Below are 25,276 nucleotides of genomic sequence, written 5' to 3'. Positions count from 1 at the left end.
GTGTTTGTTCCCTCTCCCGTGGGAGAGGGTCAGGGTGAGGGCACCAGACCGCCACCCGGCAAAACAACCTTAGCGACGGTTGCCGAAAATCCGCAGCAGCATCAGGAACAGGTTGATGAAGTCCAGATACAGCGTCAGCGCGCCCAGAATCGCGTATTTGCGCAGGTTCGAAGTGTCGCGTACGTCGATCTGCTCGCCGATGTTTTTCAGCTTCTGGGTGTCATACGCCGTCAGTCCAACGAAGATCACCACCCCGATGTAGGTCACGGCCCACATCAGCGCGTCGCTCTTCAGCCACAGGTTTACCAGCGACGCCAGCACAATCCCAATCAGCCCCATAAACAGCATGCTGCCGAAGCCGCTCAGATCGCGCTTCGTGGTGTAACCGTAGAGACTCATCGCACCGAACATCCCGCCGGTGACCACAAACGTGCTGGCGATGGAGGAGTAGGTGTAAACGATGAAAATGCTGGAAAGCGTCAGCCCGGTTAGCGCCGAATAGAGCATAAACAGCGTAGTCGCCATTCCGGCACTCAGCTTTTGCACCAGACCAGAAAGCACAAACACCAGCGCCAGCTGCGCGATAATCAGCCCAAAGAAGGTGATTTTGCTGGAGAAGATAAACATCATCAGCTCAGGCGTGTTCGCCGCATACCACGCGATAAACGCGGTAAGCAGCAGACCAACCGTCATCCAGCCGTACACCTGAGCCATATACGTCTGCAGGCCGCTACGGGTCTGCTGTACTATTGAATCGGAACGCGGAAATCGGTCCATGATTCACTCCTGATTAAGTTTAAGTAGACACACACGTTAAGATTAACACATCCACGTAAACCGACTACCAACGGCTGGCAGCTTGTTTATCGCTGTCGCGCGATTCTACCCAGCGGTCACCTTCCGGCGTGGCTTCGCGCTTCCAGAACGGCGCTTTGGTTTTGAGGTAATCCATAATGAACTCCCCTGCCGCAAACGCGCTGCTGCGGTGCGCGCTGGTCACCCCGACGAAGACAATCTCCTCGCCAGGCCACATCTCGCCGATGCGGTGAATAACCGTGACGCGGCCAAGCGGCCAGCGGCCTCGCGCCTCGTCGACAATCTCCGTCAGCGATTTCTCGGTCATCCCCGGATAGTGCTCCAGCGTCAGTGCCTTCACGCTGTCGCCGAGGTTGTGGTTGCGCACTTTGCCGGTGAAGGTGACGACGGCGCCGTCTTCATCGCGTTCCGCCAGCCAGCTGTATTCTGTCCCCACGTTAAAACGTTCGGGACTCACCAGAATTCGGGTTTCAGCCATCTTAGCCCCCCGTAACCGGCGGGAAGAAGGCCACTTCATCGCCCTCCTTCAGCGGATGGGTGAACTCCACCAGCGTTTGGTTAACGGCGGCCAGCAGCTTGCCTTCGTCCAGCGCCAGCGCCCAGCGGTCGCTTTGTGCCGCCAGATGCGCGCGCAGGGCCGCGACGTTTTCGAAGGACGCATCCAGCGTCAGGCTGTCGGTATTCACCAGCTCACGCACCTGCGCAAAAAAGAGCACCTTAATCATGGCTGTCCACCTTAAAATCACCGGATTTGCCGCCGCTTTTTGCCAGCAGGCGAACCGGGCCAATCACCATATCTTTCTGCACCGCTTTGCACATGTCGTAGATGGTCAGCGCGGCGACTGAGGCCGCCGTCAGCGCCTCCATCTCCACGCCGGTTTTGCCGGTTAAGCGGCAGAGTGACTCAATGCGCACGCGATTATGCTCCGGCTGCGCCTGCAGGTTCACTTCCACCTTGCTCAGCATCAGCGGATGGCACAGCGGAATGAGATCCCAGGTCCGTTTGGCGGCCTGAATACCGGCGATGCGGGCGGTGGCAAAGACGTCGCCCTTGTGATGGCTGCCGTCGATAATCATCGCCAGCGTTTCCGGCAGCATGGTGACGAACGCTTCCGCGCGCGCCTCGCGCACCGTTTCCGCTTTGGCGGAGACGTCCACCATATGCGCTTCGCCGGCGGCGTTAATATGGGTCAGTTGTGACATAGCTTATTTCTTTAAATGGGGATGGAAATTACACGGGCGGGTACGGGCATCCAGCTGCGGGGCGATGATGTTTTCCCACGCGGTGCGGCAGGCTTTGGTCGAGCCCGGCATAGCGAAAATCAGGGTTTTGTTAGCCACCCCGGCAATGGCGCGCGACTGGAGCGTGGAGGTACCAATCTCTTCAAAGGAGAGCATGCGGAACACTTCGCCGAAGCCTTCTACCTCGCGATCGAACAGCGGGATCAGCGCTTCAGGGGCCTGATCGCCTGCGGTAAAACCGGTGCCGCCGGTAATCAGCACCACCTGCACCTCATCGCTCGCAATCCACTGCGAAACCTGAGCGCGAATGGCGTAGCGGTTCTCCTTCACGATCGCTTTATCGACGATGTGATGCCCCGCGTCATGGGCCGCCTCGCGCAGCCAGTAGCCAGAGGTATCATCCTCTTCGCCACGGCGGTCGGAAACGGTAAGGATAGCAATGCGTGTCGGGATAAATTCTGCGCTTACCTGACTCATCTTCTGATTCCTTCTTAAGCCTGATTACCCGCCGATGTAGGACAGGTTCTGAGTAATACCGGTATTGCCCTGATGCAGGAAGTGGGTCTGTTTTTTATGCGTCAGCGCGTCAGAAATGCGTGCTTCAAGCGCGGCCTGCTGCGCATCGTCTTCCAGCAGATCGCGAAGATCCAAGCCGCCGTCGCCGAACAGGCAAAGATGGAGCTTGCCAACGGAGGAGACGCGCAGGCGGTTGCAGCTGGCGCAGAAGTCTTTCTCATAGGGCATGATAAGCCCAATCTCACCCTCATAATCCGGGTGGCAGAAGACCTGCGCCGGGCCGTCGCTGCGCTGGCGGATTTGATGGATCCAGCCGCGTTTCAGCAGCTCGTCGCGCAGCACCATGCCCGAGATGTGATGGCGACGGAACAGCTCGCTGCCCTCACCGGTTTCCATCAGCTCGATAAAACGCAGCTGAATGGGGCGGGATTGGATCCACGCCAGGAAAGTATCGAGCTGATGATGGTTCACATCACGCATCAGTACCGTGTTGACTTTGACTTTTTCGAAGCCCGCCGTGAACGCGGCGTCGATGCCGTCCATGACCTGCTGAAATTTATCCTGGCCGGTAATGGCGTGGAACTGACGGGCATCCAGGCTATCGACGCTGACGTTGATCGCCGTCAGCCCCGCATCGCGCCAGTTCGCCACGTCACGCGCCATGCGGTAACCGTTGGTGGTCACCGCAATCTGGCGGATGCGTTCGTTTTCACGCACGGCGGCAATGATGTCGGGGAAATCGCGGCGTAGGGAGGGTTCGCCGCCGGTCAGACGCACTTTTTCGGTGCCGAGCTCAGAGAAGGCGCGCGTGACGCGGCGCACTTCATCCACGGAGAGAAAGCCGTTATTGGTGACGCTGCCCGGTTTGTAGCCATCGGGCAGGCAGTAGGTGCAACGGAAATTGCACACATCGGTAATCGACAGACGTAAGTAATAAAACTTACGCGCGAAAGCATCAGTAAGTTGTGAAGCCATGTACACCTTTCCAGATCGGGAGGCACAGTCATTTCTTTCTGTACCCTGGTGGCAAATTCGCCACGGCCAGAGCGCCATATCTTTCGACACAGGCACAAGGGCTAGAGTGTATGTTTTCAATTTTGAAAACGTGGTTAGGGCGATAGTAGCGCGGAAATTCTGACGACGCCATTCTCGCTTTTCGCTGTATAATTATCTATATAGCGAATCGTTCCTGCATTTTCGCTACAGAATACCTAAAAACCGCATTTTCACATTGATATACGTCATTTTGCATCGGGTGAGGCATCGTCTTTTAGGGGTAGTTAGGTTACTGTTACGCGATCGAACGTGATAAGGAATACGTATGCGCAATCGCACTTTTGCGGATCTTGACCGAGTGGTCGCTCTTGGCGGAGGACACGGCTTAGGCCGGGTTATGTCCTCTTTGTCGTCACTCGGCTCAAGGCTGACAGGGATAGTAACCACCACCGACAACGGCGGCTCAACCGGGCGCATTCGACGTGCCGAAGGCGGCATTGCCTGGGGAGATATGCGCAACTGCCTGAACCAGTTAATTACCGAGCCGAGCGTCGCGTCGGCGATGTTTGAGTACCGTTTTGGCGGTAATGGCGAACTTTCCGGACATAACCTCGGAAATTTGATGTTAAAGGCGCTCGATCACCTGAGCGTAAGGCCTCTGGAAGCCATCAACTTAATCCGTAATCTGCTCAAAGTGGACGCATTCCTGATCCCCATGTCAGAACAACCGGTTGACTTGATGGCAATCGACGCCGAAGGGCATGAAGTGTACGGCGAAGTGAATATCGACCAGCTCATCCTGCCGCCAACGGAGTTAATGACCTATCCGAGCGTGCCCGCCACGCGAGAAGCGGTGGAGGCCATCGGGGAAGCGGATCTTATCCTGATCGGTCCGGGCAGTTTTTACACCAGCCTGATGCCCATTCTGCTGGTAAAAGAGCTGGCGCAGGCGCTGCGCCGCACCCCTGCCCCGATGGTTTACATCGGTAACCTGGGACGTGAACTGAGCCCCGCGGCGGCGAGCCTGTCGCTGGCTGACAAACTTGATTTAATGGAGCAGTACGTCGGTAAAAAAATTATCGACGGCGTCGTGGTCGGGCCGAAGGTGGATGTGTCGGGTATTGGCGACCGCGTGGTGGTGCAGGAGCCGCTGGAAGCGAGTGACATTAAATATCGCCATGACCGTCACCTGCTGCGCGAGGCGCTGGAGAAGGCGATTCAGGCGCTGGGTTAGGTTCCTTTTGTGCGGCCTGATGCCCTCATAATAATGCCCGCACGGACGACCCCCTCTCCCTTGAGGGAGAGGGCTGGGGTGAGGGGGACCATACGACTCTGGTGGTCATTCCGTTCACTTTATGTTCCTTGCTACTCTGTAACGACATGACCGGTGAACGTGCCAGGGTGGCTCAATCGCCACCACCATGGCGACCCGGGCTCCCGGCGGTAAATCGCCGCTTCGCGGATTGTTCGCCCCATCCCTGGGGCTCACCCCTTCGGGGCCAGCGCAAGCGCTGGCCAAAATTGCTCCCGGCAATTTTGTCATCGGCTTATTCCTTTCGGCTGATCGGGTACGGGCGGAGGTAACGTCCCTGTAAAGCCCGCCCTCTCGGCGCATCCCTGCGCCTCGCCCCGGCCTGCAGGAAACGCCTCAGCGATTTACAGCCGGACCAGAGCATCGCTGATAGCCTTCAATCGCTCTGAAACAACGTTATTGCTTCTGTTCAAAAATTACTGGGGATCCCTCTCCCACGGGGAGAGGGAGAAAACAACGCTTTACTCACGATGCCGCGATGAAAAGATCCCGCAGCTGATGAAGCTGGTCGCGGATCTGCGCCGCCTCTTCGAACTCCAGGTTCTGCGCGTGCTGCATCATCTGCCCTTCCAGCTCGTGGATTTTCTGCTGCAGCGCTTTCGGCGTCAGCACGACGGTATCCTCTTCCACCACTGAACGCGCCTTGCCGCGCCCCTTCGCTTTGGTTTTGGCAATGTTCTGACCCAGCGCCAGAATATCCACCACCTTCTTGTTCAGACCCTGCGGCGTAATGCCGTGCTCTTCGTTGTAGCGCTGCTGTTTCTCGCGGCGGCGCTCCGTTTCGCCAATCGCTTTCGCCATCGACGGGGTGATTTTGTCACCGTACAGAATCGCTTTACCGTTGACGTTACGCGCCGCACGGCCGATGGTCTGGATCAGGGAGCGTTCAGAACGCAGGAAGCCCTCTTTGTCCGCATCCAGAATCGCCACCAGCGAGACTTCCGGCATGTCCAGACCTTCTCGCAGCAGGTTGATCCCCACCAGCACGTCAAACTCGCCCAGACGCAGGTCGCGGATAATCTCCATGCGCTCCACGGTGTCGATATCCGAGTGCAGATAGCGCACCTTCTCGCCGTGCTCTTCGAGATACTCGGTGAGGTCTTCCGCCATACGCTTGGTGAGCGTAGTGACCAGCACGCGCTCGTTGATGGCGGAACGGGCGCGGATCTCTGAGAGCAGATCGTCCACCTGCGTGGCCACCGGACGCACCTCGATAATCGGGTCCAGCAACCCGGTCGGACGCACAACCTGATCGACAACGTCTTCACCGGATTTCTCCAGCTCGTAGTTGCCCGGCGTGGCCGAGACGTAAATGGTTTGCGGCGCTAATGCCTCAAACTCTTCAAACTTCATCGGACGGTTATCCAGCGCTGACGGCAGGCGGAAGCCGTATTCCACCAGCGTCTCTTTACGCGCCCGGTCACCGCGGTACATCCCGCCGATCTGCGGGATCGTGACGTGGGATTCGTCGATCACCAGCAAACCGTCTGCCGGCAGGTAATCAAACAGCGTCGGCGGCGGCTCGCCCGGCCCGCGCCCGGAGAGGAAGCGCGAGTAGTTTTCAATGCCGGAGCAATAGCCCAGCTCGTTCATCATCTCAAGGTCAAACTGGGTACGCTGGCTGAGGCGCTGCTCTTCCAGCAGCTTATTGTTCGCCAGCAGCACCTTACGCCGCTCGGCCAGCTCCACTTTGATCTCTTCCATCGCCTGCACGATACGCTCGCGCGGCGTTACGTAGTGCGTTTTCGGGTAGATGGTGAAGCGCTGGATCACCGACTCAACGTGTCCGGTCAGCGGGTCAAAGAGCGACAGGCGTTCAACCTCTTCGTCAAACAGCTCGACGCGCAGCGCCATATCGTCCGATTCCGCCGGGAAGATGTCGATCACTTCGCCGCGTACGCGGAAGGTGCCGCGCTGGAACGCCTGATCGTTACGGGCGTACTGCAACTCTGCCAGACGACGGACGATGGCGCGCTGGTCGATAATCATCCCCTGCGTCAGGTGCAGCATCATCTTGAGATAGAGATCCGGATCGCCCAGACCGTAGATCGCGGAAACCGATGCGACGACGACCACATCACGACGCTCCAGAAGCGCCTTCGTGGCCGACAGACGCATCTGCTCGATGTGTTCGTTCACCGAGGCATCCTTCTCGATGAAGGTGTCAGAGCTCGGCACGTAGGCTTCTGGCTGGTAGTAATCGTAGTAGGAGACGAAATACTCCACCGCGTTTTCCGGGAAGAACTCTTTCATCTCGCCGTAAAGCTGCGCGGCCAGGGTTTTGTTGGGTGCCAGCACCATCGTTGGGCGCTGGAGATCCGCAATCACGTTGGCGATGGTGAACGTTTTACCCGAGCCGGTTACCCCCAGCAGCGTCTGGTGCGCCAGCCCGTCTTCCAGCCCCTCTTCCAGACGACGGATCGCCTCAGGCTGATCGCCAGATGGACGGAAAGCAGAATTCAATTTGAACGGTTTACTCATGGGCGACAACCTGATGACGTTATAAGCGGCAGGTGAGTAATTTTACTCGTTGTTGCCAGGAATGCCAGTAAAAAACACTGGATGAAAAACCAGTAGCATGTCAGGATATTTAGCATAGCGCATGAATGATTAGTGGGATAACGGCCAAAATTTGGACTGTGACAATATAAAACACCAGTCAGGTCAGGTTATCCCCAGAACTTTTTCTTTTTTAACATTTGTCAAGCCAGGTAATGATAGTTTTGTGGCAACCGGTGACACTTTCATGACGGGAATTGCTTTTATCTAAGCAATTAAATAATAAACGATATTTTCTAAAGCCGCGTTTCGCGCCAATTTGGGCGTAAGCCGCGTCTTCTCTCGCTTATCGCGTGTTTTCTAACTCTAATGCACATGGTTATCCACAGGAATAGTGGATAACTGCTTCCAGCCCATACAGACTGGCGCTCGGCAAATTCCCGGTTTTTCCCACGAGACGGCAGTAAAAAATTTTTATAGCTATTTTTTGATGATTAACAGTTGCGTCATTCATAACCAGTCGATGGGATCTTGCTCACATTTTCATCATTTTGGGTTCTGCACCACAACTCACCACCTCCAGCACCGTCGCTGTGCAATCCGGTTTTTTATAAACCGCTTTCTGGTGATTCATTCCTAAAAAAGCCGTTTTTTTGAACACTTTTCGGTTTCTGGCAGGGGTTTTGCAAATTCAAACACGAGCCTCACCTACACACATTTTTAAGGAGAAAAAGATGTTGAGTCTGCGTGCTGTGAATCAGTTTTACGGAAGCCAACATACGCTATGGAACGTGAATTTGGATTTTCCGCAAGGGATGTGTACAGGCGTCGTTGGCCTGCCGGGGATGGGGAAAACCACCCTCATGAATTGCATCGCCGGGAGAGTGCCCGTTGAAAGCGGCAGCATCATCTGGCACGAGGCGGGCGCACCGCCGCGCGATTTGCTTAACCTGCCGCCAGAACAGCGTTCAGGACCGGGGATAGGCTATGTCCCGCAGGACAGGCGGATCTTCTCCCAGCTAACGATTGAGGAGAATCTGCATATCGCCATGCGGGCGATGGGGAAACCCAACCCGGAGGCCAAAAGTGACGTTTACGACCTGTTTCCGGCGCTCTACGCGTTGCGGCAGGCCCGCGCCAATACGCTCTCTCCGGACGATCAGTATCAGCTGGCGCTGGCTAACGCGCTGGTGAACCGCCCGAACCTGCTGATCCTCGATGAGCCCCTGCACGGCGCAGGGCACAGCTTCGCCCAGAAGCAGGGGCAGCTGCTGGCGCGCTTAAACCGGGAGTTAGGTATGACGGTGCTATTAGCGGAGCAGCAGCTGTCGTTTATCCGCCGGGTTGCGGACCGTTTCTGCATGCTCTATCGCGGGCGTAACGTGGCGCAGGGCCACGTTAACGAACTGGATGACGAGCTTATCGCGCACTGGATGTCGCGGGAAGCAAGACGCTGAGATCGAGATAACGCCCGGTGTCGGCATTTTCCGCGCCGTCTGCAAGCCAGGGAATTTCCCCCAGGCACGGGGCGGGCAGTACGCGCCTGAGCGTCGCCAGATACTCCTGGTGTCGTTTACCCGGCGCAACCACGTCGTTCGCTATCCAGCCCGCCAGCGTCAGCCCGGCCTGCTGGACGGCCTGCGCGGTCAACATGGCGTGATTGATGCAGCCCAGCCTGACGCCGACGACCAGAATGACCGGAAGCTGCTCGGCCTGCACCCAGTCAGCAAACGTCTGCGTCTCCGAAAGCGGCGTAAACCAGCCGCCTGCACCTTCCACCAGCACCCAGTCGGCATGGCTTTCCAGCGTCCGTAACCCGGCTGACAGCACGGTGAAATCAATCGGACGACCTTCGTCAGCGCTGATGATGTGCGGCGAGGTCGGTTCGGCAAAGGTGTACGGATTGACCGCTGAATAGGCGAGTTCAAGGGTGCTGTTACGCTGGAGCGCCAGCGCGTCGGTGTTGCGTAATCCTTCCGCCGTCACCTCGCTGCCGGAAGCAACGGGCTTATATCCGGCGGTGTTTTTTCCGAGCAGTCGTGCCGCCTGCAGCAGCGCCGAGCTGGCCACCGTTTTGCCCACTTCCGTATCCGTGCCGGTAACAAAATAACGTTCAGTCACGTTCGATAATCCCATGAAAAAGTTGATAAGAGAGCGGGAAATGTCCCCGCTGCTGCGGCCAGGCCAGCTCCAGACGCTGCAGCTGTCCCCGGGTCAGCGGTTTTTTCTCCCGCCCGGCGTGCAGGTGCGTGGCCCCGATGCCCTTCAGCGATCGCATCGCGCTCAACGCATCGCTAAAATTGAGGGTGATGGTCTGCACCGTGCTGCGATAGCGCCAGCCTGCCAGCGCCTGCGTCACCTGCTCATGCGATAAAAATCGGTTAGCGTGAGGCTGCTCATCCACCGCTTTCCACGCCTGATTCAGCTCCGGCAGCGAGCTTTCCAGCAGGGTGGTAAAAGCCACCTTCCCGCCCGGTCGCGCCACGCGATAAAGCTCGCGCAAGGCCTGCGGCAGGCTGCTGCACCACTGGACCGCCAGATGACTCCAGACCAGATCGAACTGCGCATCCGCCAGCGGAATCGCCTCGATATCCGCCAGCAGATAGCGATCCGCTGCCTGCCGCTGACGCGCCTCATCGAGCATCTGCTCTGAGAGGTCGATAGCCGTGACCTGGCTTCCCGCCCCGCGCCAGTAGCGGCTGTTGCTGCCGGGACCACAGCCGGCGTCCAGCACCTGCGGAAAACGGTTCTCGCCAAGCGCGACCAGAAGCCCCTGCGCGCTCTGACGTTGCAGCTCATCGTGCTGCGAATAGCTCTGCGCGGCCCGGCCAAATGCTGCCGCGACGGCCTGCTTATTCACCGGCGTCATGGAGCGCCTCCAGCAGCGTCTGGATATCCCGAGCGTCATGCGCCGCCGTCAGGGTTAAACGCAGCCGCGCGGTACCCGGCTGGACCGTCGGCGGGCGAATGGCGGTCACCCACATGCCGCGCTCGCGCAGCGCCTGTGCCAGCGCCAGCGCGCGGCCGTTTTCGCCGACAATCACCGGCTGGATGGCGCTTTGCGAATCGGGACTGTGGAAGGGCAGCGCCGCTAACCCCTTGCGGAAGCGGGAGATATGCTCTGCCAGCCGCTGACGACGTTCATCCCCTTCTGCGCTGCGGATCACCGCCAGCGACGCAGACAGCGCCACGGCCTGCGCCGGGGGCATGCTGGTGCTGTAGATCAGGTGTCGGGCAAACTGCAGCAGATAGTCGGCGACGGACTCGCTGCACAGCACGGCGGCGCCGCTGACGCCAAAGCCTTTGCCGAAGGTGACAATCAGCAGCTCCGGCTTTACGTTTTGCTGATGCGCGCTGCCGCGACCTTCGTCACCCATTACGCCAATGCCGTGGGCATCGTCGACCAGCAGCCAGGCGTTTTGCCGCCTTGCTGCCTCGTGCAGCGCGGCAAGCGGCGCGCTGTCGCCGTCCATGCTGAACACACCTTCGGTGACCGCCAGCTGCTGTCCGTCGCAGGGTTTATCCAGCAGCGCGGCGAGCTGCCCCGCATCGTTATGGGCAAAGCGGCGCAGCTGCGCCGGGCTTAAATTTGCCGCCTCCAGCAGCGAGGCGTGGCTCAGGCGGTCGGCGACAATCCGGTCCTCTTTTCCCATCAGGGCGGTAATGACCGCCTGGTTGGCGGCAAAGCCGGAGATGAACAGCAGCGCGCGCGGGTAGCCGAGCCAGTCGGCAAGCGCCTCTTCCAGCGCCTGATGCGCCGTGGTGTAGCCGCTGACGTGTCCCGAGCCGCCGCTGCCCACGCCAAACCGCTCCGCACCCTGCTGCCAGGCGCGGATGATGGCAGGATGCTGGCTCAGCCCGAGATAGTCGTTGCTGGAGAAATTACAAAACTGCCGCCCCTCGCGGGTAAGAAAACGGCCCGCGCCGTTTTCCACCACCCTGCGAACGCGAAACGCCTCTGCCGCCCGGCGTTCGTCCAGCGCGGTATTGATGCGTGCCTGCCAGGTCATACGGCTGCCGCGTTGTAGAACTGATCAGTGTCGGCGTTGAAAATCTGCTGCTCCAGCTGCTGCTGTTGCTCGTTATCGCCCTTCAGCACCTCGGTCTGATGCGGGTTAAGCCCCAGCTTGCGGAACAGCTGAACGTCTTTGTCCTCTTCCGGGTTCGGCGTGGTCAGCAGCTTGCAGCCGTAGAAGATGGAGTTGGCTCCGGCCATAAAGCACATCGCCTGGGTCTGCTCGTTCATCTGCTCGCGACCGGCAGAGAGGCGCACGAAAGAGGTCGGCATCATGATGCGCGCCACCGCGATGGTGCGAATAAAATCAAACGCATCCACGTCGTCGTTATCCGCCAGCGGCGTTCCCTTAACCTTTACCAGCATGTTGATCGGCACGCTTTCCGGCGGGGTCGGCAGGTTTGCCAGCTGCAGCAGCAGGCCCGCGCGGTCTTTCACCGTTTCGCCTAAGCCGACAATACCGCCCGAGCAGACCTTGATCCCCGCATCGCGCACTTTATCCAGCGTGTCCAGACGCTCCTGATAGGTCCGCGTGGTGATGATGTTGCCGTAAAATTCCGGCGAAGTGTCGAGGTTATGGTTGTAGTAGTCCAGCCCTGCGGCGGAGAGGCGCTGCGCCTGCTCCTCGTTCAGCGTGCCGAGCGTCATACAGGCTTCGAGGCCCATCTCCTTCACGCCCTTCACCATCTGCTCCAGATACGGCATGTCGCGGTCGTGCGGGTTCTTCCACGCCGCGCCCATGCAGAAGCGGGTCGAGCCGGCGTTTTTCGCCTTGCGGGCGGAGTCGAGCACCTGCTCTACTTCCATCAGCCGTTCGGACTCCAGTCCGGTTTTGTAGCGCGCGCTCTGCGGGCAATATTTGCAGTCTTCAGGACAGGCACCGGTTTTGATCGACAGCAGCGTGCTGACCTGAACATGGCGCGGATCGAAGTGCTGACGATGCACCTGTTGGGCTTCGAACATCAGCTCAAGGAAAGGTTTGTTGAATAATTCAGTGACTTGCGACATCGTCCAGCGTGCGTGGTGAGCCATCGGGCTTCTCCAAAGGGTTTTGTTAATTTTCGGTTCGGTTTATACTCGTAAACCTAAAACTTTTCAAAATGGTTTACAAGTCGATTATGACCCAGGACGATCTCGCCTTCGACAAGCAGCATATCTGGCACCCTTACACCTCCACCACCCGCCCCCTTCCCGTCTATCCGGTGGCCTCGGCCCACGGCTGCGAGCTGCACCTCGCCAGCGGCGAACGGCTCGTTGACGGGATGTCTTCGTGGTGGGCGGCCATTCACGGGTACAACCACCCGCGCCTTAATGCGGCGATGAAGGCCCAGATTGACCAGATGTCGCACGTGATGTTTGGCGGGATCACCCATCAGCCCGCGGTGGATTTATGCCGTCGCCTGGTGGCGATGACGCCTGAATCGCTGGAGTGCGTGTTCCTGGCCGATTCCGGCTCCGTGGCGGTGGAAGTGGCGATGAAAATGGCGCTGCAGTACTGGCACGCGAAAGGTGAAACGCGCCAGCGCTTCCTCACCTTCCGCAACGGCTATCACGGGGATACCTTCGGGGCGATGTCGGTGTGCGATCCGGACAACTCCATGCACAGCCTGTGGAAAGGCTATCTGCCGGAAAACCTGTTCGCCCCAGCCCCGCAGAGCCGTTTCGACGGCGAGTGGAACGAGATGGACATGGTCGGTTTCGCGCGGCTGATGGCGGCGCATCGCCATGAAATCGCCGCCGTGATCCTGGAGCCGATTGTGCAGGGCGCTGGCGGAATGCGGATGTACCATCCGGAATGGCTGAGGCGCATTCGCAGGATGTGCGACCGCGAGGGCATTCTGCTGATTGCCGATGAGATCGCCACCGGCTTTGGCCGCACCGGCAGGCTGTTTGCCTGCGAGCATGCGGGCATTGCGCCGGATATTCTGTGTCTGGGTAAAGCGCTGACCGGCGGCACCATGACGCTCTCCGCCACGCTCACGACCCGCCAGGTGGCCGACACCATCAGCGACGGCGAGGCGGGCTGCTTTATGCACGGCCCGACGTTTATGGGCAACCCGCTGGCCTGCGCCGTAGCAAGCGAAAGCCTCGCCATTCTGGAGAGCGGCGAGTGGCAGACGCAGGTTGCGGCGATTGAGGCGCAGCTGAAAGATGAACTGAGCGTCGCCTCGAGCGCGAATTTTGTGGCAGACGTGCGCGTGCTGGGCGCCATCGGCGTGATTGAAACCACCCATCCGGTGAATATGGCGGCGCTGCAGCGCTTCTTCGTGAACCAGGGCGTGTGGGTACGGCCCTTCGGCAAGCTTATCTACCTGATGCCGCCGTACAGCATTACGCCGGAGCAGCTGCGTAAATTAACCGACGCGGTTGTAACAGCCGTTAACATTCCCGCGCATTTCACGATGTAACCCTATGCATTACACTTGCTGAACGAGCGATCAACGAGGGTAAACCGTATGAAAATCATCAGTAAAGATCTGCGCGACGGTGAAAAACTGCCGGAACGCCACGTATTCAACGGCATGGGGTATCAGGGAGACAATATCTCCCCGCACCTGGCGTGGGATGAGGTTCCGGCCGGAACAAAAAGCTTTGTCGTGACCTGCTACGACCCGGATGCGCCGACCGGCTCCGGCTGGTGGCACTGGATTGTGGCGAACCTGCCTGCCGACACGCGCGTCCTGCCGCAGGGTTCCGGTTCAGACCTGGTTGCCCTGCCTGAAGGCGCCATTCAGACGCGCACTGACTTTGGTAAAGCGGGCTACGGCGGCGCGGCGCCGCCAAAAGGGGAAACCCACCGCTATATCTTCACGGTGCACGCGCTGGATGTGGAGAAGATTGAGGTCGATGAAGGGGCGAGCGGCGCGATGGTCGGGTTTAACGTGCATTTCCATTCGCTGGGGAGCGCGTCGATTACGGCGATGTATTCATAATAGTGCGGGCTGATGCCCTCACCCCGGCCCTCTCCCACAGGGAGAGGGAGAAAACCGGACAATTCCCTCTCCCTGTGGGAGAGGGTGAGGGCAAAAAATCACAGCACTGAAGGTAGCAGTCCTACAAGGCTTCCCTCTTCCAGAAGCTGCATCGCCTTATCAATATCCGGCGCAAAGAAGCGGTCGTCATCGTAGTGCGATACGTGCTCGCGCAGCGCATGACGCGCCTGCTCCAGCAGCGGGCTGGATTTTAGCCCTTCACGCAGATCGACACCCTGACATGCCGCCAGCCACTCCACCGCCAGCACGCCGCGGGTGTTGGAGGCCATTTCCCAGAGACGACGCCCGGCAGCCGGCGCCATCGAAACGTGATCTTCCTGGTTCGCTGACGTTGGCAGGCTGTCCACGCTGTGCGGGTGCGACAGGGCTTTGTTCTCGCTCGCCAGCGCCGCCGCGGTCACCTGGGCAATCATAAAGCCCGAGTTGACCCCGCCGTTACGCACCAGGAACGGCGGCAGCTGGGACATATGTTTATCCATCATCAGCGCGATGCGGCGCTCGGACAACGCGCCGACTTCGGCAATCGCCAGGGCGATATTATCCGCCGCCATTGCCACCGGCTCGGCGTGGAAGTTGCCCCCGGAAACCACCTCGTTTTCGTGAGCGAACACCAGCGGGTTGTCGGACACCGCGTTGGCCTCCACCAGCAGCACTTCTGCCGCCTGACGCAGCTGCGTCAGGCACGCGCCCATCACCTGCGGCTGGCAGCGCAGGGAATACGGATCCTGCACCTTTTCACAGTTGTGGTGTGAATCCGCGATCTCGCTGGTGTCGGTAAGCACGTGACGGTACATCGCGGCGGCATCAATCTGCCCGCGCTGACCGCGCACCTCGTGGATGCGGGCATCGAACGGGCGACGCGAGCCCAGCACGGCTTCGGTGGTCAGCGCACCGCACACCACCGCCGAGGCAAACAGATCTTCCGCTTCAAACAGGCCGCGCAGCGCGAAGGCCGTCGATGCCTGCGTGCCGTTCAGCAGCGCCAGCCCCTCTTTCGCCGCCAGCGTAATTGGCGTTAATCCGGCTTTTTTCAGCGCCTCCTTCGCAGGAAGCCACTCGCCCTGCCAGCGCGCTTTGCCTTCGCCCAGCAGCAGCAGCGACATGTGGGCCAGCGGCGCAAGATCGCCGGATGCGCCAACGGAACCTTTCGCCGGGATCCACGGATAGACTTCCGCATTGACCAGCGCCATCAGCGCCTGAATCACGCTCAGGCGAATGCCGGAGAAGCCGCGCGCCAGGCTGTTGATTTTGAGCACCATCATCAGACGGACAATCTCATCATCCAGCGGCTGACCCACGCCCGCCGCATGTGACAGCACCAGCGAACGCTGTAAGTTTTCCAGATCGTGTGTCGCGATGCGGGTCTGCGCCAGCAGGCCAAATCCGGTGTTAATCCCGTAGGCGGTGCGCCCTTCGGCAACGATGGCTTCGACGCAGGCGACGCTGTCGTTAATGGCGGCGTGGGCACTTGCATCCAGCGAAAGGGTGACCGGTTTACGCCAGACGTTACGCAGCTGCTTGAGCGTCAGCGAGCCGGGAGTGAGTGTTAATGCGTTCATTAATGCTTTCCTTGTGTGGCAGGGATCATCGGCAGGTTAAGGCCCTGCTCTTTGGCACAGTCAATGGCAATTTCGTAACCCGCATCCGCGTGACGCATCACGCCGGTGGCCGGGTCGTTGTGCAGCACGCGAGCGATACGCGCGGCGGCTTCATCGGTTCCGTCGCAGACGATGACCATCCCGGAATGCTGGGAGAAGCCCATCCCCACGCCGCCGCCGTGGTGCAGCGACACCCAGGTCGCGCCGCTGGCGGTATTCAGCAGAGCGTTCAGCAGCGGCCAGTCGGAGACCGCATCCGAGCCGTCGCGCATGGCTTCGGTTTCGCGGTTCGGGCTGGCGACGGAGCCGGAGTCCAGGTGGTCGCGGCCGATGACGATCGGCGCGGAAACTTCACCGCTGCGCACCATTTCGTTGAAGGCGAGGCCGAGTTTTTGACGCCACTCCAGCCCTACCCAGCAGATACGCGCCGGCAGGCCCTGGAAGTTAATGCGCTCGCGGGCCATGTCCAGCCAGTGATGCAGGTGTTCGTCATCGGCGACGATCTCCTTCACTTTGGCGTCGGTTTTGTAGATGTCCTCCGGGTCGCCGGACAGGGCAACCCAGCGGAACGGACCGATGCCGCGGCAGAACAGCGGGCGAATATAGGCAGGAACGAAGCCCGGGAAGTCGAACGCGTTATTCACGCCCATCTCTTTCGCCATCTGGCGGATGTTGTTGCCGTAGTCAAAGGTCGGAATACCCATCTGGCTGAAGGCCAGCATGGCGGAGACGTGCTCAGCCATGGCGCGTTTCGCGGAAAGCACCGTGCCTTCCGGGTCGGTTTCCGCTTTTTGCTGATATTCTTCCCACGTCCAGCCTTTTGGCAGGTAACCGTGCAGCGGGTCATGGGCGCTGGTCTGGTCGGTGACCAGATCCGGACGCACGCCGCGGGCGACGAGCTGCGGGAGAATGTCCGCCGCGTTGCCGCACAGAGCAATCGACACCGCTTTGCCTTCGGAGGTGTATTTTTTGATGCGCGCCAGCGCATCGTCCAGATCGGTTGCCTGCTCATCGACGTAGCGAGTGCGCAGACGGAAATCAATTCTGCTCTGCTGGCACTCAATGTTGAGCGAGCACGCGCCGGCAAGCGTGGCGGCCAGCGGCTGCGCGCCGCCCATACCGCCAAGACCTGCGGTCAATACCCAGCGGCCTTTGAGCGAGCCGTTATAGTGCTGGCGACCGGCTTCCACGAAGGTTTCATAGGTGCCCTGCACGATCCCCTGGCTGCCGATGTAGATCCAGCTCCCCGCGGTCATCTGGCCATACATCGCCAGCCCTTTCGCGTCCAGTTCGTTGAAATGTTCCCACGTGGCCCAGTGCGGCACGAGGTTAGAGTTAGCGATCAGCACGCGCGGCGCGTTTTTGTGTGTTTTGAACACGCCAACCGGCTTGCCGGACTGCACCAGCAGGGTTTCGTCGTGTTCGAGTTCGGTCAGGGATTTTACAATTGCGTCATAGCATTCCCAGTTGCGCGCGGCGCGGCCTATGCCGCCGTAGACCACCAGCTCGTGGGGGTTCTCCGCCACCTCAGGGTCGAGGTTATTCATCAACATGCGCAGCGGGGCTTCGGTGAGCCAGCTTTTGGCGGTAAGCGTGGTGCCGCGCGCGGCGCGGACGTCCTGCTGGCGGTATTTACCTGACGACATTGTGTGCTCCTCATAGGGGACAGATGATGCATTTAGATATACTTGTATAGACAAGCACACACAAGGTCAGATTTAACAAAGAAGATACAATTTTGTTATATTGCGTTAGCGATCACGCTTATAAAACTTATGACATGAAGTGGCCCTGCAGCCGGTAGCGATTCCCCGGGAAAAGCAGCCGGGCATGCGACACAATGTGCGACGAGGACCAGGTTCGACGGCGGATCAGCAGGCACGGATCGTGCTCTTTAATGCGTAGCCTTTCGCACTCCTGCGGCGTGGCGCGCACGGCCTCCACAATGTGCTCCCCTTCCGTCAGCGGTGCGACGAGCGAGAGATAGGCATGCGGCGTGGTCTGGGTGTAATCCTGGTTCAGATAGTCCGGTATCCGCTCAGCGTTCACGCAGCGATCTTCAATCTGCACCGGAATGTCGTTTTCGAAATGCACCATCACGGAGTGGAAAATGCGGCTTCCCTCCTTGACGTTAAGCTCTGTGGCCTGCTCGGCGCTGGCCTGGGTCTCTTCGAGCACCAGCACCTCACAGCGGTGCTGATGTTTACGCGCGGCTATCTCGTCCGCAATGCTGCGGATTTCAAACAGGGCCGACTGTCCTTTCGGTTCCGCCACAAACGTCCCCACGCCCTGCAGGCGCACCAGAAGCCCTTCGTCGGTCAGCTCGCGCAGCGCCCGGTTGACGGTCATCCGGCTAAAACCAAACTGCGCCACCAGCTCGGCCTCCGAAGGAATACGATCGTGCGGGCGCCAGACGCCGGTAGCGATTTTTTCGCTAATTGCCTGCTTCACCTTTTCATAGAAAGGCGCGGGAGGGCTCGACTGCGGCAGAGGTGAGCGTGAAAACATTGTGACTCCTTGAATAGTGTTATGCCCACCAGTGAGCAATTTGCCAGGCCAGGCGGGCGGCGAGCTTAGCGCCCTGCCCGTCCCGATCGTACTGCGGGTTAAACTCTACCAGATCGGCGGCCTGTAGCTTACCGCTGCGGCAGATTTGTTCGATAACCGGGAGAAGATCCAGCGCCGGTATGCCTAACGCAGCCGGTGCGGACACGGCAGGCATTTCGCTGGCGGGCAGGACGTCCAGATCGATCGTCAGATAGATACGATCGGCCTGCGCCAGCACCCTTTCCAGGGCGGATAGCGCATCGCGCCTGAAATGGAGATCTTCCACCAGCGTGACGTTCAGGCGTTCGGCCTCATCCCACAGCGCCAGCGTGTTCGCCGCCCGGCTCACGCCAAGGCAGGCGTAGTGAAATTCCCGCCCGCGCTCATCGCAGTAGCGCGCCAGCTGGCGAAACGGGGTGCCGGATGTGGCCCGGTCGGCCTTGCGCAGATCGAGGTGGGCATCAAGGTTGATAATGACAACCCGCTCGTTCGGGAAGGCCTCCAGCACGCCGCGACCGTGCGCCCACGCGGTTTCGTGCCCGCCGCCAAACACCAGCGTCCGCATCCCGGACTGCTGACAGGCCGTGACGGCATCGCTTAACGCCTGCTGCGCCGCTTCCAGCTCGTCGCCTTCAACATACACCGAGCCCATATCCGCCAGCCGGTCATGCCCCTGATGGCTTGCCATATTTGCCAGCGCTTTTCGCAGCGTATCCGGTGCCTGCACGGCACCGGGCCTGCCCTGATTGCGTTTAACCCCTTCATCACATTCAAAGCCTATCAGCGCGATGCCGGATGAAAGCGGCGTGAACTGGCCCTGCTGCTTTATCGTCTGGAAAATGCGCTTTGCACTGCTGGCCTCGGCGCTGTCATCGCGCCCCTGCCAGACGGTTTCGGCTACGGGCCGCCATAACCTCATACTGCCTCCCCACGGAAAATACGTTGATACAGCGGATTGCGTCCCGGCTCGTAGACCATCTCAACCGGATGATGAGCATCCCAGACGATAAAATCGGCGACAAACCCTGCCCGCAGCTGCCCGTGGGTTGCGCCACGGCCCAGCGCCTGCGCGGCATGCCGCGTGACGCCAGCCCAGGCCTCTTCAGGGGTCAGACCAAACTGGACGCAGGCCATGTTCATCGCCAGGTGCAGGCTCGCAAACGGGCTGGTGCCGGGGTTATAGTCGGTGGCGACGGCCATCGGCACGCCCTGTTTTCTGAGCTGTTCAACCGGCGGACGCTGGCGCTCCTGCAGAAAATAGAACGCACCCGGTAACAGGACGGCAACCGTGCCGCTTTCCGCCATCGCCTGAACGCCTGCGTCGTCGAGATATTCGATATGATCGGCGGAAAGGCCCTTATACTGGCTGACCAGCGCCGCGCCGCCCTGATTCGACAGCTGCTCGACATGCCCTTTCACCGGGATACCGAGCGCGGCGGCAGCCTGGAAAAGGCGCTCGGTTTGCGACGGGGTAAAGCCGACGTTTTCACAAAACACGTCGACTGCTTCATATAACTCTTTTTGCCACAGCGTGGGCAGTATCTGCTCACAGACCAGCGTGAGGTAGGCATCCGGATCCTGCCGGTATTCCGGCGGAACCGCATGGGCCGCCAGCAGCGTTGGGCTGATATCAATCGGATTATTGAGGCCCAGCTGGCGGGCAACCTGCAGCATCTTCTCTTCGGCCTCGGCGTTGAGCCCGTATCCCGATTTGATTTCAACGGTCGTCACGCCTTCATTCATGAGACGCTGGAGCCGCTGCTGCGCCAGTTTCAGCAAGGTTTCGGCTGAGCTGCTGCGCGTCGCCGTCACGGTAGCGTTAATCCCGCCCCCCTGGGCGCTGATGGTTTGATAAGAGACGCCGTTCAGGCGCTGCTCCCACTCCGCCGCGCGGTCGCCGCCAAAGACCAGATGGGTATGGCAGTCAATCAGGCCAGGCGTGACCAGACGCCCCTGAAGATCGACACAGTGTCGGTGTCCGGAAGGAATGTCAGATTCAGGGATCGCGGCCAGAATAGTGTGGCCGCGCACGACCAGGGCGTGTTGCTCTTTCAGTCCATAAGGCGCAGGTACGTCCGGCGCCATCGTAGCCAGTCGCGCATTTCGCCATATTACATCGTCGGGATGAATCTGCTGCATGGGGCATTCCACTTGTCTTAGGTTGTATAGACATTTATTTGCATCCACCGTCTACTGTCAACCGCCTTAACGGAAAATGTTATTTATTTGTGATCACCTACCTGCCGCTCCGGGGCTAAAAATGTAACTTTTACCCTTTTTATCTTCCCGTTTCGCTCAACTTAGTATAAAAAAGCAGGCTATTTCGTCTATCCCGTTTAAGACTTGCATACCCAGGAGCTCTACCTTGAACATTTCCAGGATTTCCCGTCTGGCGTTAGCACTCGCCTTTGGCGTGACCTTATCCGCATGCAGTTCAACACCACCGGATCAGCGCCCTTCTGAGCAGGTTGCGCCCGGTACCGCCTCCCGACCGATTTTGTCCGCTGATGAAGCGAAGAATTTCGATCGTGCGCACTACTTCTCGGCGATGGATCCTAACGCTGCGCCGTGGACACCGTCTTCTATCAACCTGCCTAAACAGCCTGACTTCGTAGTTGGCCCGGCGGGTGCGCAGGGCGTAACGCATACCTCTATTCAGGCTGCGGTTGATGCTGCCATCACTAAACACAGCGCGTCTCGCCAGTACATCGCGATCCTGCCGGGTGAATATGAAGGCACCGTGTATGTTCCAGCGGCCCCTGGCAGCATTACGCTTTACGGTCTGGGCGAAAAAGCGATCGACGTAAAAATTGGTCTGGCGATTGATTCCGAAATCGACAGCAACACCTGGCGTCACCTGGTGAACCCGGCCGGTAAATATATGCCGGGCAAACCGGCGTGGTATATGTTTGATAACTGCCAGAGCAAGCGCTCCGCCACCATTGGCGTGATGTGCTCGGCGGTATTCTGGTCTCAGAATAACGGTCTGCAGCTGCAGAACCTGACCATTCAGAATACCCTGGGCGACAGCGTTGATGCCGGCAGCCACCAGGCCGTTGCGCTGCGTAGCGATGGCGATAAGGTGCAGATTAACAACGTCAACATTCTGGGCCGTCAGAACACCTTCTTCGTGACCAACAGCGGCGTGCAGAACACCCTGCAGAATAACCGCCTGACCCGTACTCTGGTGACCAACAGCTACGTTGAAGGTGACGTGGATCTGGTGTCCGGTCGCGGCGCGGTGGTGTTTGATAATACCGATTTCCGCGTGGTGAACTCACGCACTCAGCAGGAAGGTTACGTGTTTGCTCCGGCAACCCAGTCTAACCTCTTCTACGGCTTCCTGGCCGTGAACAGCCGCTTTAACGCTGCCGGTGACGGCGTGGCGCAGCTGGGACGCTCCCTGGACGTGGACTCTGCGACCAACGGTCAGGTCGTGATCCGCGACAGCGTGATCAACGAAGGCTTCAACATGGCGAAGCCGTGGGCTGATGCCGCGATCTCCAAACGTCCATTCTCCGGCAATACCGGCGCGGTGGATGATAAAGGGAACGTGCAGCGCAACCTGAACGACGCTAACTTCAACCGCATGTGGGAATACAACAACCGCGGTCTGGGTAGCAAAGTGGTTGCTGAGCCGAAGCAGTAAGCTATTTTGCCCGGTGGCGCTGCGTTTACCGGGCATAAAAAAACCTCGCATTCGCGAGGTTTTTTGTTTTTAGCCGCTTAGTGAGCGTTTACCACCACCCACATTGGCCCCTGGCCTACGGCATAACGCCCTTTCTCTTCCAGCAGCCCCTGCTCGCCTTTAATTTCATACAGCGCGATGTGGTGGGATTTCTGCCCCGCCGCAATCAGGTATTTACCGCTGTGATCGATATTAAAGCCGCGCGGCTGGGTTTCCGTTGGCTGGAACCCTTCAATCGCCAGCACGCTGCCGTCTTCAGAAATGCTAAAGACGGTAATCAGGCTGGAGGTACGGTCGCAGGCGTACAGATGGCGGCCATTTGGCGTAATGTGGATATCCGCCGCCCAGCGGGTATCGGAGAAATCAGACGGCATCATGTCCAGCGTCTGCACGCACTCAATCTGGCCGTTTGGATCTTTCAGCTCCCATACGTCCACAGAGCTGTTCAGCTCATTGACCACGTAGGCGTACTGCTGGTTCGGATGGAAGACCATATGGCGCGGACCCGCGCCTTCAACGGTAGTCACTTCGGCAGGATGCTGCGCCACCAGGTGACCATCGTCGCTCAGGGTGAACAGGCAGATACGATCCTGCTTCAGCGCAGGCACCCACAGCGTGCGGTTATCCGGAGAGATATTCGCCGAGTGGCAGCCTTCAAGCCCTTCCACCACATCCACGGTTTCGACCGGAATACCATCTTCCAGACGCGTTACGCTGACGCAGCCCGCGTTATAAGAGCCGCTGAAGACAAAGTTGCCTTTACGATCGGTCGAGATATGGGTTGGGCTGCCCGGCAACGGGGCTTCGGCAGTGTACGTCAGCGCACCATCGTCCGGAGAAATGCGATAGGCCAGCACGCGGAACTCCGGGCGCACACCCACGTACAAGAAACGTTTATCCGGGCTGATGACCATCGGTTGCACCTGGCCTGGCACATCAACAACCTGAACCAGCGTGAGTGTCCCTTCGGTATTTAAACGCCAGACGTGGATCTGCTGGCTTTCAGGACTGGCGGTATAAACGGTTTGTTTCATGAATATTCACTCCTCACTGCGCATGAAAGTAGTTAACTTTTGACGGTGAATGCTGAATTGTCGACAGGAGTTTTGAAGCGTTCGCCTCTCGGTGTACCATCCCATCAAAACGTAAATTCAATATTAACCCGGGAAAACAGATGACCTCGCGTGTGATTGCTCTGGATTTAGACGGTACCTTACTGACGCCGCAAAAAACCCTTCTCCCCTCCTCCCTTGAGGCGCTAAAACGCGCGCAGGAAGTGGGATATCAACTCCTTATCGTAACGGGTCGACATCACGTTGCCATTCACCCTTTTTATCAGGCACTGGCGTTAGATACACCTGCAATTTGTTGTAATGGCACTTATTTGTATGATTATCAGGCAAAAAAGGTTTTAGAATCCGACCCGCTGCCGGTTCCCCAGGCGCTGCAGCTGATCGATCTGCTGGATGAGCATGCCGTTCACGGCCTGATGTACGTGGATAACGCGATGGTGTACGAGCGCCCTACTGGCCATGTGGTGCGCACCAGCAACTGGGCGTTGTCCCTGCCTGAAGCGCAGCGTCCGGTCTTTACCCAGGTTTCCTCCCTGCGTCAGGCAGCCCAGGACGTTGAGGCTATCTGGAAATTCGCCCTGACCGATGAAGACACCACCAAACTGAATACCTTCGCAAAACACGTGGAACAAACGCTGGGTCTGGAGTGCGAATGGTCCTGGCATGACCAGGTGGATATTGCCCGCAAAGGCAACAGCAAAGGCAAGCGCCTGACGCAGTATGTGGAATCGCAGGGCGGGTCGATGCGTGACGTGATCGCCTTCGGCGACAACTATAACGACATCAGCATGCTGGAAGCCGCCGGTACCGGCGTGGCGATGGGCAATGCCGACGACGCGATAAAAGCCCGCGCCAACGTGGTGATTGGTGACAACACCACCGACAGCATCGCGCAGTACATTTATACCCACCTGCTGTAATCAGGCGGTGATCGAGACGCTCTTAATTTGCGCGTAAAGCCACAGGCCGGGTTTGATCCCTAACTCATCCCTCGCCCACGGGCTAATGCGCGCCCAGAGCGTCCTGCTGCCGACTTCAAGCTTCACTTCCACCTGCCCGTTATCATCAAAACACTCCGCGACTTTGGCGCGCAGAATATTTCGAATACTGGTTTGCAGCGGCGGCTGCAGTACCAGCGAGACGTCCGACGCCTGGATGCGAATTCGCAGCGCGGACTGTAGCGGTTTGTCGATCTTATTGACCCACAGATGCTGGTCGCCCAGCGCCAGGGCGGTCATCGCGTAATGCGGATGATGTTCCAGAACGCTCACTTTCAGGATGCTGCTCTGCTGTTCCCGGGGTAACCAGGGGTGCATTACGCTGCTGCCCCACACCTCTTCCAGATTGCCGAAGGCCTTCACGCTGCCCTCTTCCAGCACCAGCACCTTGTCGGCCAGATGGAGGATCTCATCCAGCGAATGGCTGACGTAGAGCATCGGAATATTAATTTCGCGCGTCAGGCGCTGCAGATAAGGCAGAAGTTCGCGTTTACGCGGAATATCGAGCGAGGCCAGCGGCTCGTCGAGCAGCAGCAGCTCGGGGGCGGTCAGCAACGCGCGGCCAATGGCCACACGCTGTTTTTCTCCGCCGGAGAGCGAGGATGGCAGCCTGTCGAGCAGAGGTTCAATGCCTAAAAGCGTCACCAGCTTGTCAAACTGCCCGGCCATGCTTTTCGCCATGCCGTAACGCAGGTTGCCGCGCACGCTGTAGTGCGGGAACAGGCGCGCGTCCTGGAAAACATAGCCGATGCGGCGTTTATCCGGCGAGAGGTAAATTTTGTTCTCCACGTCATTCAGGACGCGGTCATTCAGGACAATACGGCCTGACTGCGGGCGGGTCAGGCCGCTGATGGCATTAATCAGCGACGTTTTTCCCGCCCCCGACACGCCAAAGATAGCGGTGATTCCGCTTGCCGGCAGCGTCTCGTTAAGCGTCAGGGTATGGTTTCCCAGCGTCTGGGTGAAATGGAGTTCCAGCATGC

24 protein-coding genes and 1 riboswitch are annotated in these 25,276 nt (G+C 59.0%); of the genes, 6 read left to right on the top strand and 18 right to left on the bottom strand.

Annotation, left to right across the window (positions count from 1 at the left end; translation table 11 throughout):
• Window positions 1-69: 69 nt before the first annotated feature.
• From ACERY3_RS02720 to moaA, 6 genes are all read right to left on the bottom strand, one after another.
• Window positions 70-777, bottom strand: a complete 708-nt coding sequence (locus ACERY3_RS02720) for a Bax inhibitor-1/YccA family protein (RefSeq protein ID WP_039261391.1) — start codon at window positions 775-777, stop codon at window positions 70-72.
• Between the two features lie 64 nt (window positions 778-841).
• Complete coding sequence (gene moaE / locus ACERY3_RS02715) at window positions 842-1,294, bottom strand: molybdopterin synthase catalytic subunit MoaE (RefSeq protein ID WP_023310855.1); 453 nt, start codon at window positions 1,292-1,294, stop codon at window positions 842-844.
• Window position 1,295: 1 nt separating this feature from the next.
• Window positions 1,296-1,541 (bottom strand): molybdopterin synthase sulfur carrier subunit, encoded by a 246-nt coding sequence (moaD, locus tag ACERY3_RS02710; protein ID WP_023334974.1) that lies wholly within the window; start codon window positions 1,539-1,541, stop codon window positions 1,296-1,298.
• Entirely contained in the window at window positions 1,534-2,019 is a 486-nt protein-coding gene (gene moaC / locus ACERY3_RS02705) for a cyclic pyranopterin monophosphate synthase MoaC (RefSeq protein ID WP_008501142.1), read from the bottom strand. The genes moaD and moaC overlap by 8 nt, the downstream gene beginning before the upstream one ends.
• A 3-nt stretch (window positions 2,020-2,022) precedes the next feature.
• The gene (gene moaB, locus ACERY3_RS02700; protein WP_373225003.1) at window positions 2,023-2,535 is read right to left on the bottom strand and encodes a molybdenum cofactor biosynthesis protein B; all 513 of its coding nucleotides are present in this window, start codon (window positions 2,533-2,535) and stop codon (window positions 2,023-2,025) included.
• A 24-nt stretch (window positions 2,536-2,559) separates the two neighbouring features.
• A complete protein-coding gene (gene moaA, locus ACERY3_RS02695; RefSeq protein WP_058841691.1) occupies window positions 2,560-3,549 on the bottom strand; it encodes a GTP 3',8-cyclase MoaA in 990 nt (329 codons plus the stop codon).
• Window positions 3,537-3,670, bottom strand: a riboswitch (molybdenum cofactor riboswitch). Its footprint overlaps the gene before it by 13 nt.
• A gap of 225 nt (window positions 3,671-3,895) precedes the next feature.
• Here moaA and yvcK point away from each other — a divergent pair.
• Entirely contained in the window at window positions 3,896-4,804 is a 909-nt protein-coding gene (gene yvcK, locus ACERY3_RS02690) for a uridine diphosphate-N-acetylglucosamine-binding protein YvcK (protein WP_010428835.1), read from the top strand.
• A 543-nt stretch (window positions 4,805-5,347) separates the two neighbouring features.
• Here the strand turns inward: yvcK and uvrB are convergent.
• A complete protein-coding gene (gene uvrB / locus ACERY3_RS02685; protein ID WP_029742168.1) occupies window positions 5,348-7,363 on the bottom strand; it encodes an excinuclease ABC subunit UvrB in 2,016 nt (671 codons plus the stop codon).
• A gap of 752 nt (window positions 7,364-8,115) precedes the next feature.
• Here uvrB and ACERY3_RS02680 point away from each other — a divergent pair.
• Entirely contained in the window at window positions 8,116-8,838 is a 723-nt protein-coding gene (locus ACERY3_RS02680; protein ID WP_373225002.1) for an ABC transporter ATP-binding protein, read from the top strand.
• On the opposite strand, the gene bioD is transcribed toward ACERY3_RS02680, so the two are convergent.
• From bioD to bioB, 4 genes are read right to left on the bottom strand one after another with little or no spacing between them, the layout of a single operon-like run.
• Window positions 8,801-9,502, bottom strand: a complete 702-nt coding sequence (gene bioD, locus ACERY3_RS02675) for a dethiobiotin synthase (RefSeq protein ID WP_058841693.1) — start codon at window positions 9,500-9,502, stop codon at window positions 8,801-8,803. The genes ACERY3_RS02680 and bioD overlap by 38 nt on opposite strands.
• Window positions 9,495-10,250 carry a malonyl-ACP O-methyltransferase BioC gene (gene bioC / locus ACERY3_RS02670; protein WP_058841694.1) on the bottom strand — a complete coding sequence of 252 codons (756 nt, stop codon included), beginning with the start codon at window positions 10,248-10,250 and terminating at the stop codon, window positions 9,495-9,497. Before bioC ends, bioD begins: the two co-directional genes overlap by 8 nt.
• The gene (bioF, locus tag ACERY3_RS02665; RefSeq protein WP_058841695.1) at window positions 10,234-11,391 is read right to left on the bottom strand and encodes an 8-amino-7-oxononanoate synthase; all 1,158 of its coding nucleotides are present in this window, start codon (window positions 11,389-11,391) and stop codon (window positions 10,234-10,236) included. The genes bioC and bioF overlap by 17 nt, the downstream gene beginning before the upstream one ends.
• Window positions 11,388-12,428, bottom strand: coding sequence for a biotin synthase BioB (gene bioB / locus ACERY3_RS02660; protein WP_023310845.1), 1,041 nt, complete (start codon window positions 12,426-12,428; stop codon window positions 11,388-11,390). Before bioB ends, bioF begins: the two co-directional genes overlap by 4 nt.
• 68 nt (window positions 12,429-12,496) lie before the next feature.
• Between bioB and bioA the strand changes: the two genes are divergently transcribed.
• The gene (bioA, locus tag ACERY3_RS02655) at window positions 12,497-13,804 is read left to right on the top strand and encodes an adenosylmethionine--8-amino-7-oxononanoate transaminase (protein WP_081318803.1); all 1,308 of its coding nucleotides are present in this window, start codon (window positions 12,497-12,499) and stop codon (window positions 13,802-13,804) included.
• Between the two features lie 48 nt (window positions 13,805-13,852).
• Window positions 13,853-14,329 (top strand): kinase inhibitor, encoded by a 477-nt coding sequence (locus ACERY3_RS02650; protein ID WP_008501131.1) that lies wholly within the window; start codon window positions 13,853-13,855, stop codon window positions 14,327-14,329.
• A 98-nt stretch (window positions 14,330-14,427) separates the two neighbouring features.
• On the opposite strand, the gene hutH is transcribed toward ACERY3_RS02650, so the two are convergent.
• From hutH to hutI, 5 genes are all read right to left on the bottom strand, one after another.
• Window positions 14,428-15,948, bottom strand: coding sequence for a histidine ammonia-lyase (hutH, locus tag ACERY3_RS02645; protein ID WP_058841697.1), 1,521 nt, complete (start codon window positions 15,946-15,948; stop codon window positions 14,428-14,430).
• Window positions 15,948-17,633: a urocanate hydratase gene (gene hutU, locus ACERY3_RS02640; RefSeq protein ID WP_058841698.1), complete on the bottom strand. Its 1,686-nt coding sequence runs from the start codon at window positions 17,631-17,633 to the stop codon at window positions 15,948-15,950. The genes hutH and hutU overlap by 1 nt, the downstream gene beginning before the upstream one ends.
• Window positions 17,634-17,760: 127 nt before the next feature.
• On the bottom strand, window positions 17,761-18,495 hold the full coding sequence (locus ACERY3_RS02635) for a histidine utilization repressor (RefSeq protein WP_058841699.1): 735 nt from the start codon (window positions 18,493-18,495) through the stop codon (window positions 17,761-17,763).
• A 19-nt stretch (window positions 18,496-18,514) separates the two neighbouring features.
• Complete coding sequence (gene hutG / locus ACERY3_RS02630) at window positions 18,515-19,453, bottom strand: formimidoylglutamase (RefSeq protein ID WP_058841700.1); 939 nt, start codon at window positions 19,451-19,453, stop codon at window positions 18,515-18,517.
• On the bottom strand, window positions 19,450-20,673 hold the full coding sequence (gene hutI / locus ACERY3_RS02625; protein WP_058841701.1) for an imidazolonepropionase: 1,224 nt from the start codon (window positions 20,671-20,673) through the stop codon (window positions 19,450-19,452). The genes hutG and hutI overlap by 4 nt, the downstream gene beginning before the upstream one ends.
• A 226-nt stretch (window positions 20,674-20,899) precedes the next feature.
• Here hutI and ACERY3_RS02620 point away from each other — a divergent pair, with 226 nt between their 5' ends.
• The gene (locus ACERY3_RS02620; protein ID WP_033144970.1) at window positions 20,900-22,183 is read left to right on the top strand and encodes a putative acyl-CoA thioester hydrolase; all 1,284 of its coding nucleotides are present in this window, start codon (window positions 20,900-20,902) and stop codon (window positions 22,181-22,183) included.
• 77 nt (window positions 22,184-22,260) lie between these two features.
• Here the strand turns inward: ACERY3_RS02620 and pgl are convergent, their stop codons facing one another.
• Complete coding sequence (pgl, locus tag ACERY3_RS02615) at window positions 22,261-23,256, bottom strand: 6-phosphogluconolactonase (protein WP_319875530.1); 996 nt, start codon at window positions 23,254-23,256, stop codon at window positions 22,261-22,263.
• A gap of 140 nt (window positions 23,257-23,396) precedes the next feature.
• Here pgl and ACERY3_RS02610 point away from each other — a divergent pair, with 140 nt between their 5' ends.
• On the top strand, window positions 23,397-24,215 hold the full coding sequence (locus ACERY3_RS02610; RefSeq protein ID WP_319875529.1) for a pyridoxal phosphatase: 819 nt from the start codon (window positions 23,397-23,399) through the stop codon (window positions 24,213-24,215).
• Here ACERY3_RS02610 and modC read toward each other — a convergent pair whose 3' ends face one another.
• Complete coding sequence (gene modC, locus ACERY3_RS02605) at window positions 24,216-25,274, bottom strand: molybdenum ABC transporter ATP-binding protein ModC (protein ID WP_029742082.1); 1,059 nt, start codon at window positions 25,272-25,274, stop codon at window positions 24,216-24,218.
• Window positions 25,275-25,276: the final 2 nt, after the last annotated feature.

Origin of the sequence: Enterobacter cloacae complex sp. ESBL7, assembly GCF_041679625.1 — a bacterium.
GTDB lineage: Bacteria > Pseudomonadota > Gammaproteobacteria > Enterobacterales > Enterobacteriaceae > Enterobacter > Enterobacter asburiae_B.
Note: the sequence above shows the minus strand (reverse complement) of the source record. Positions and strands in the feature narration are given on the sequence as shown.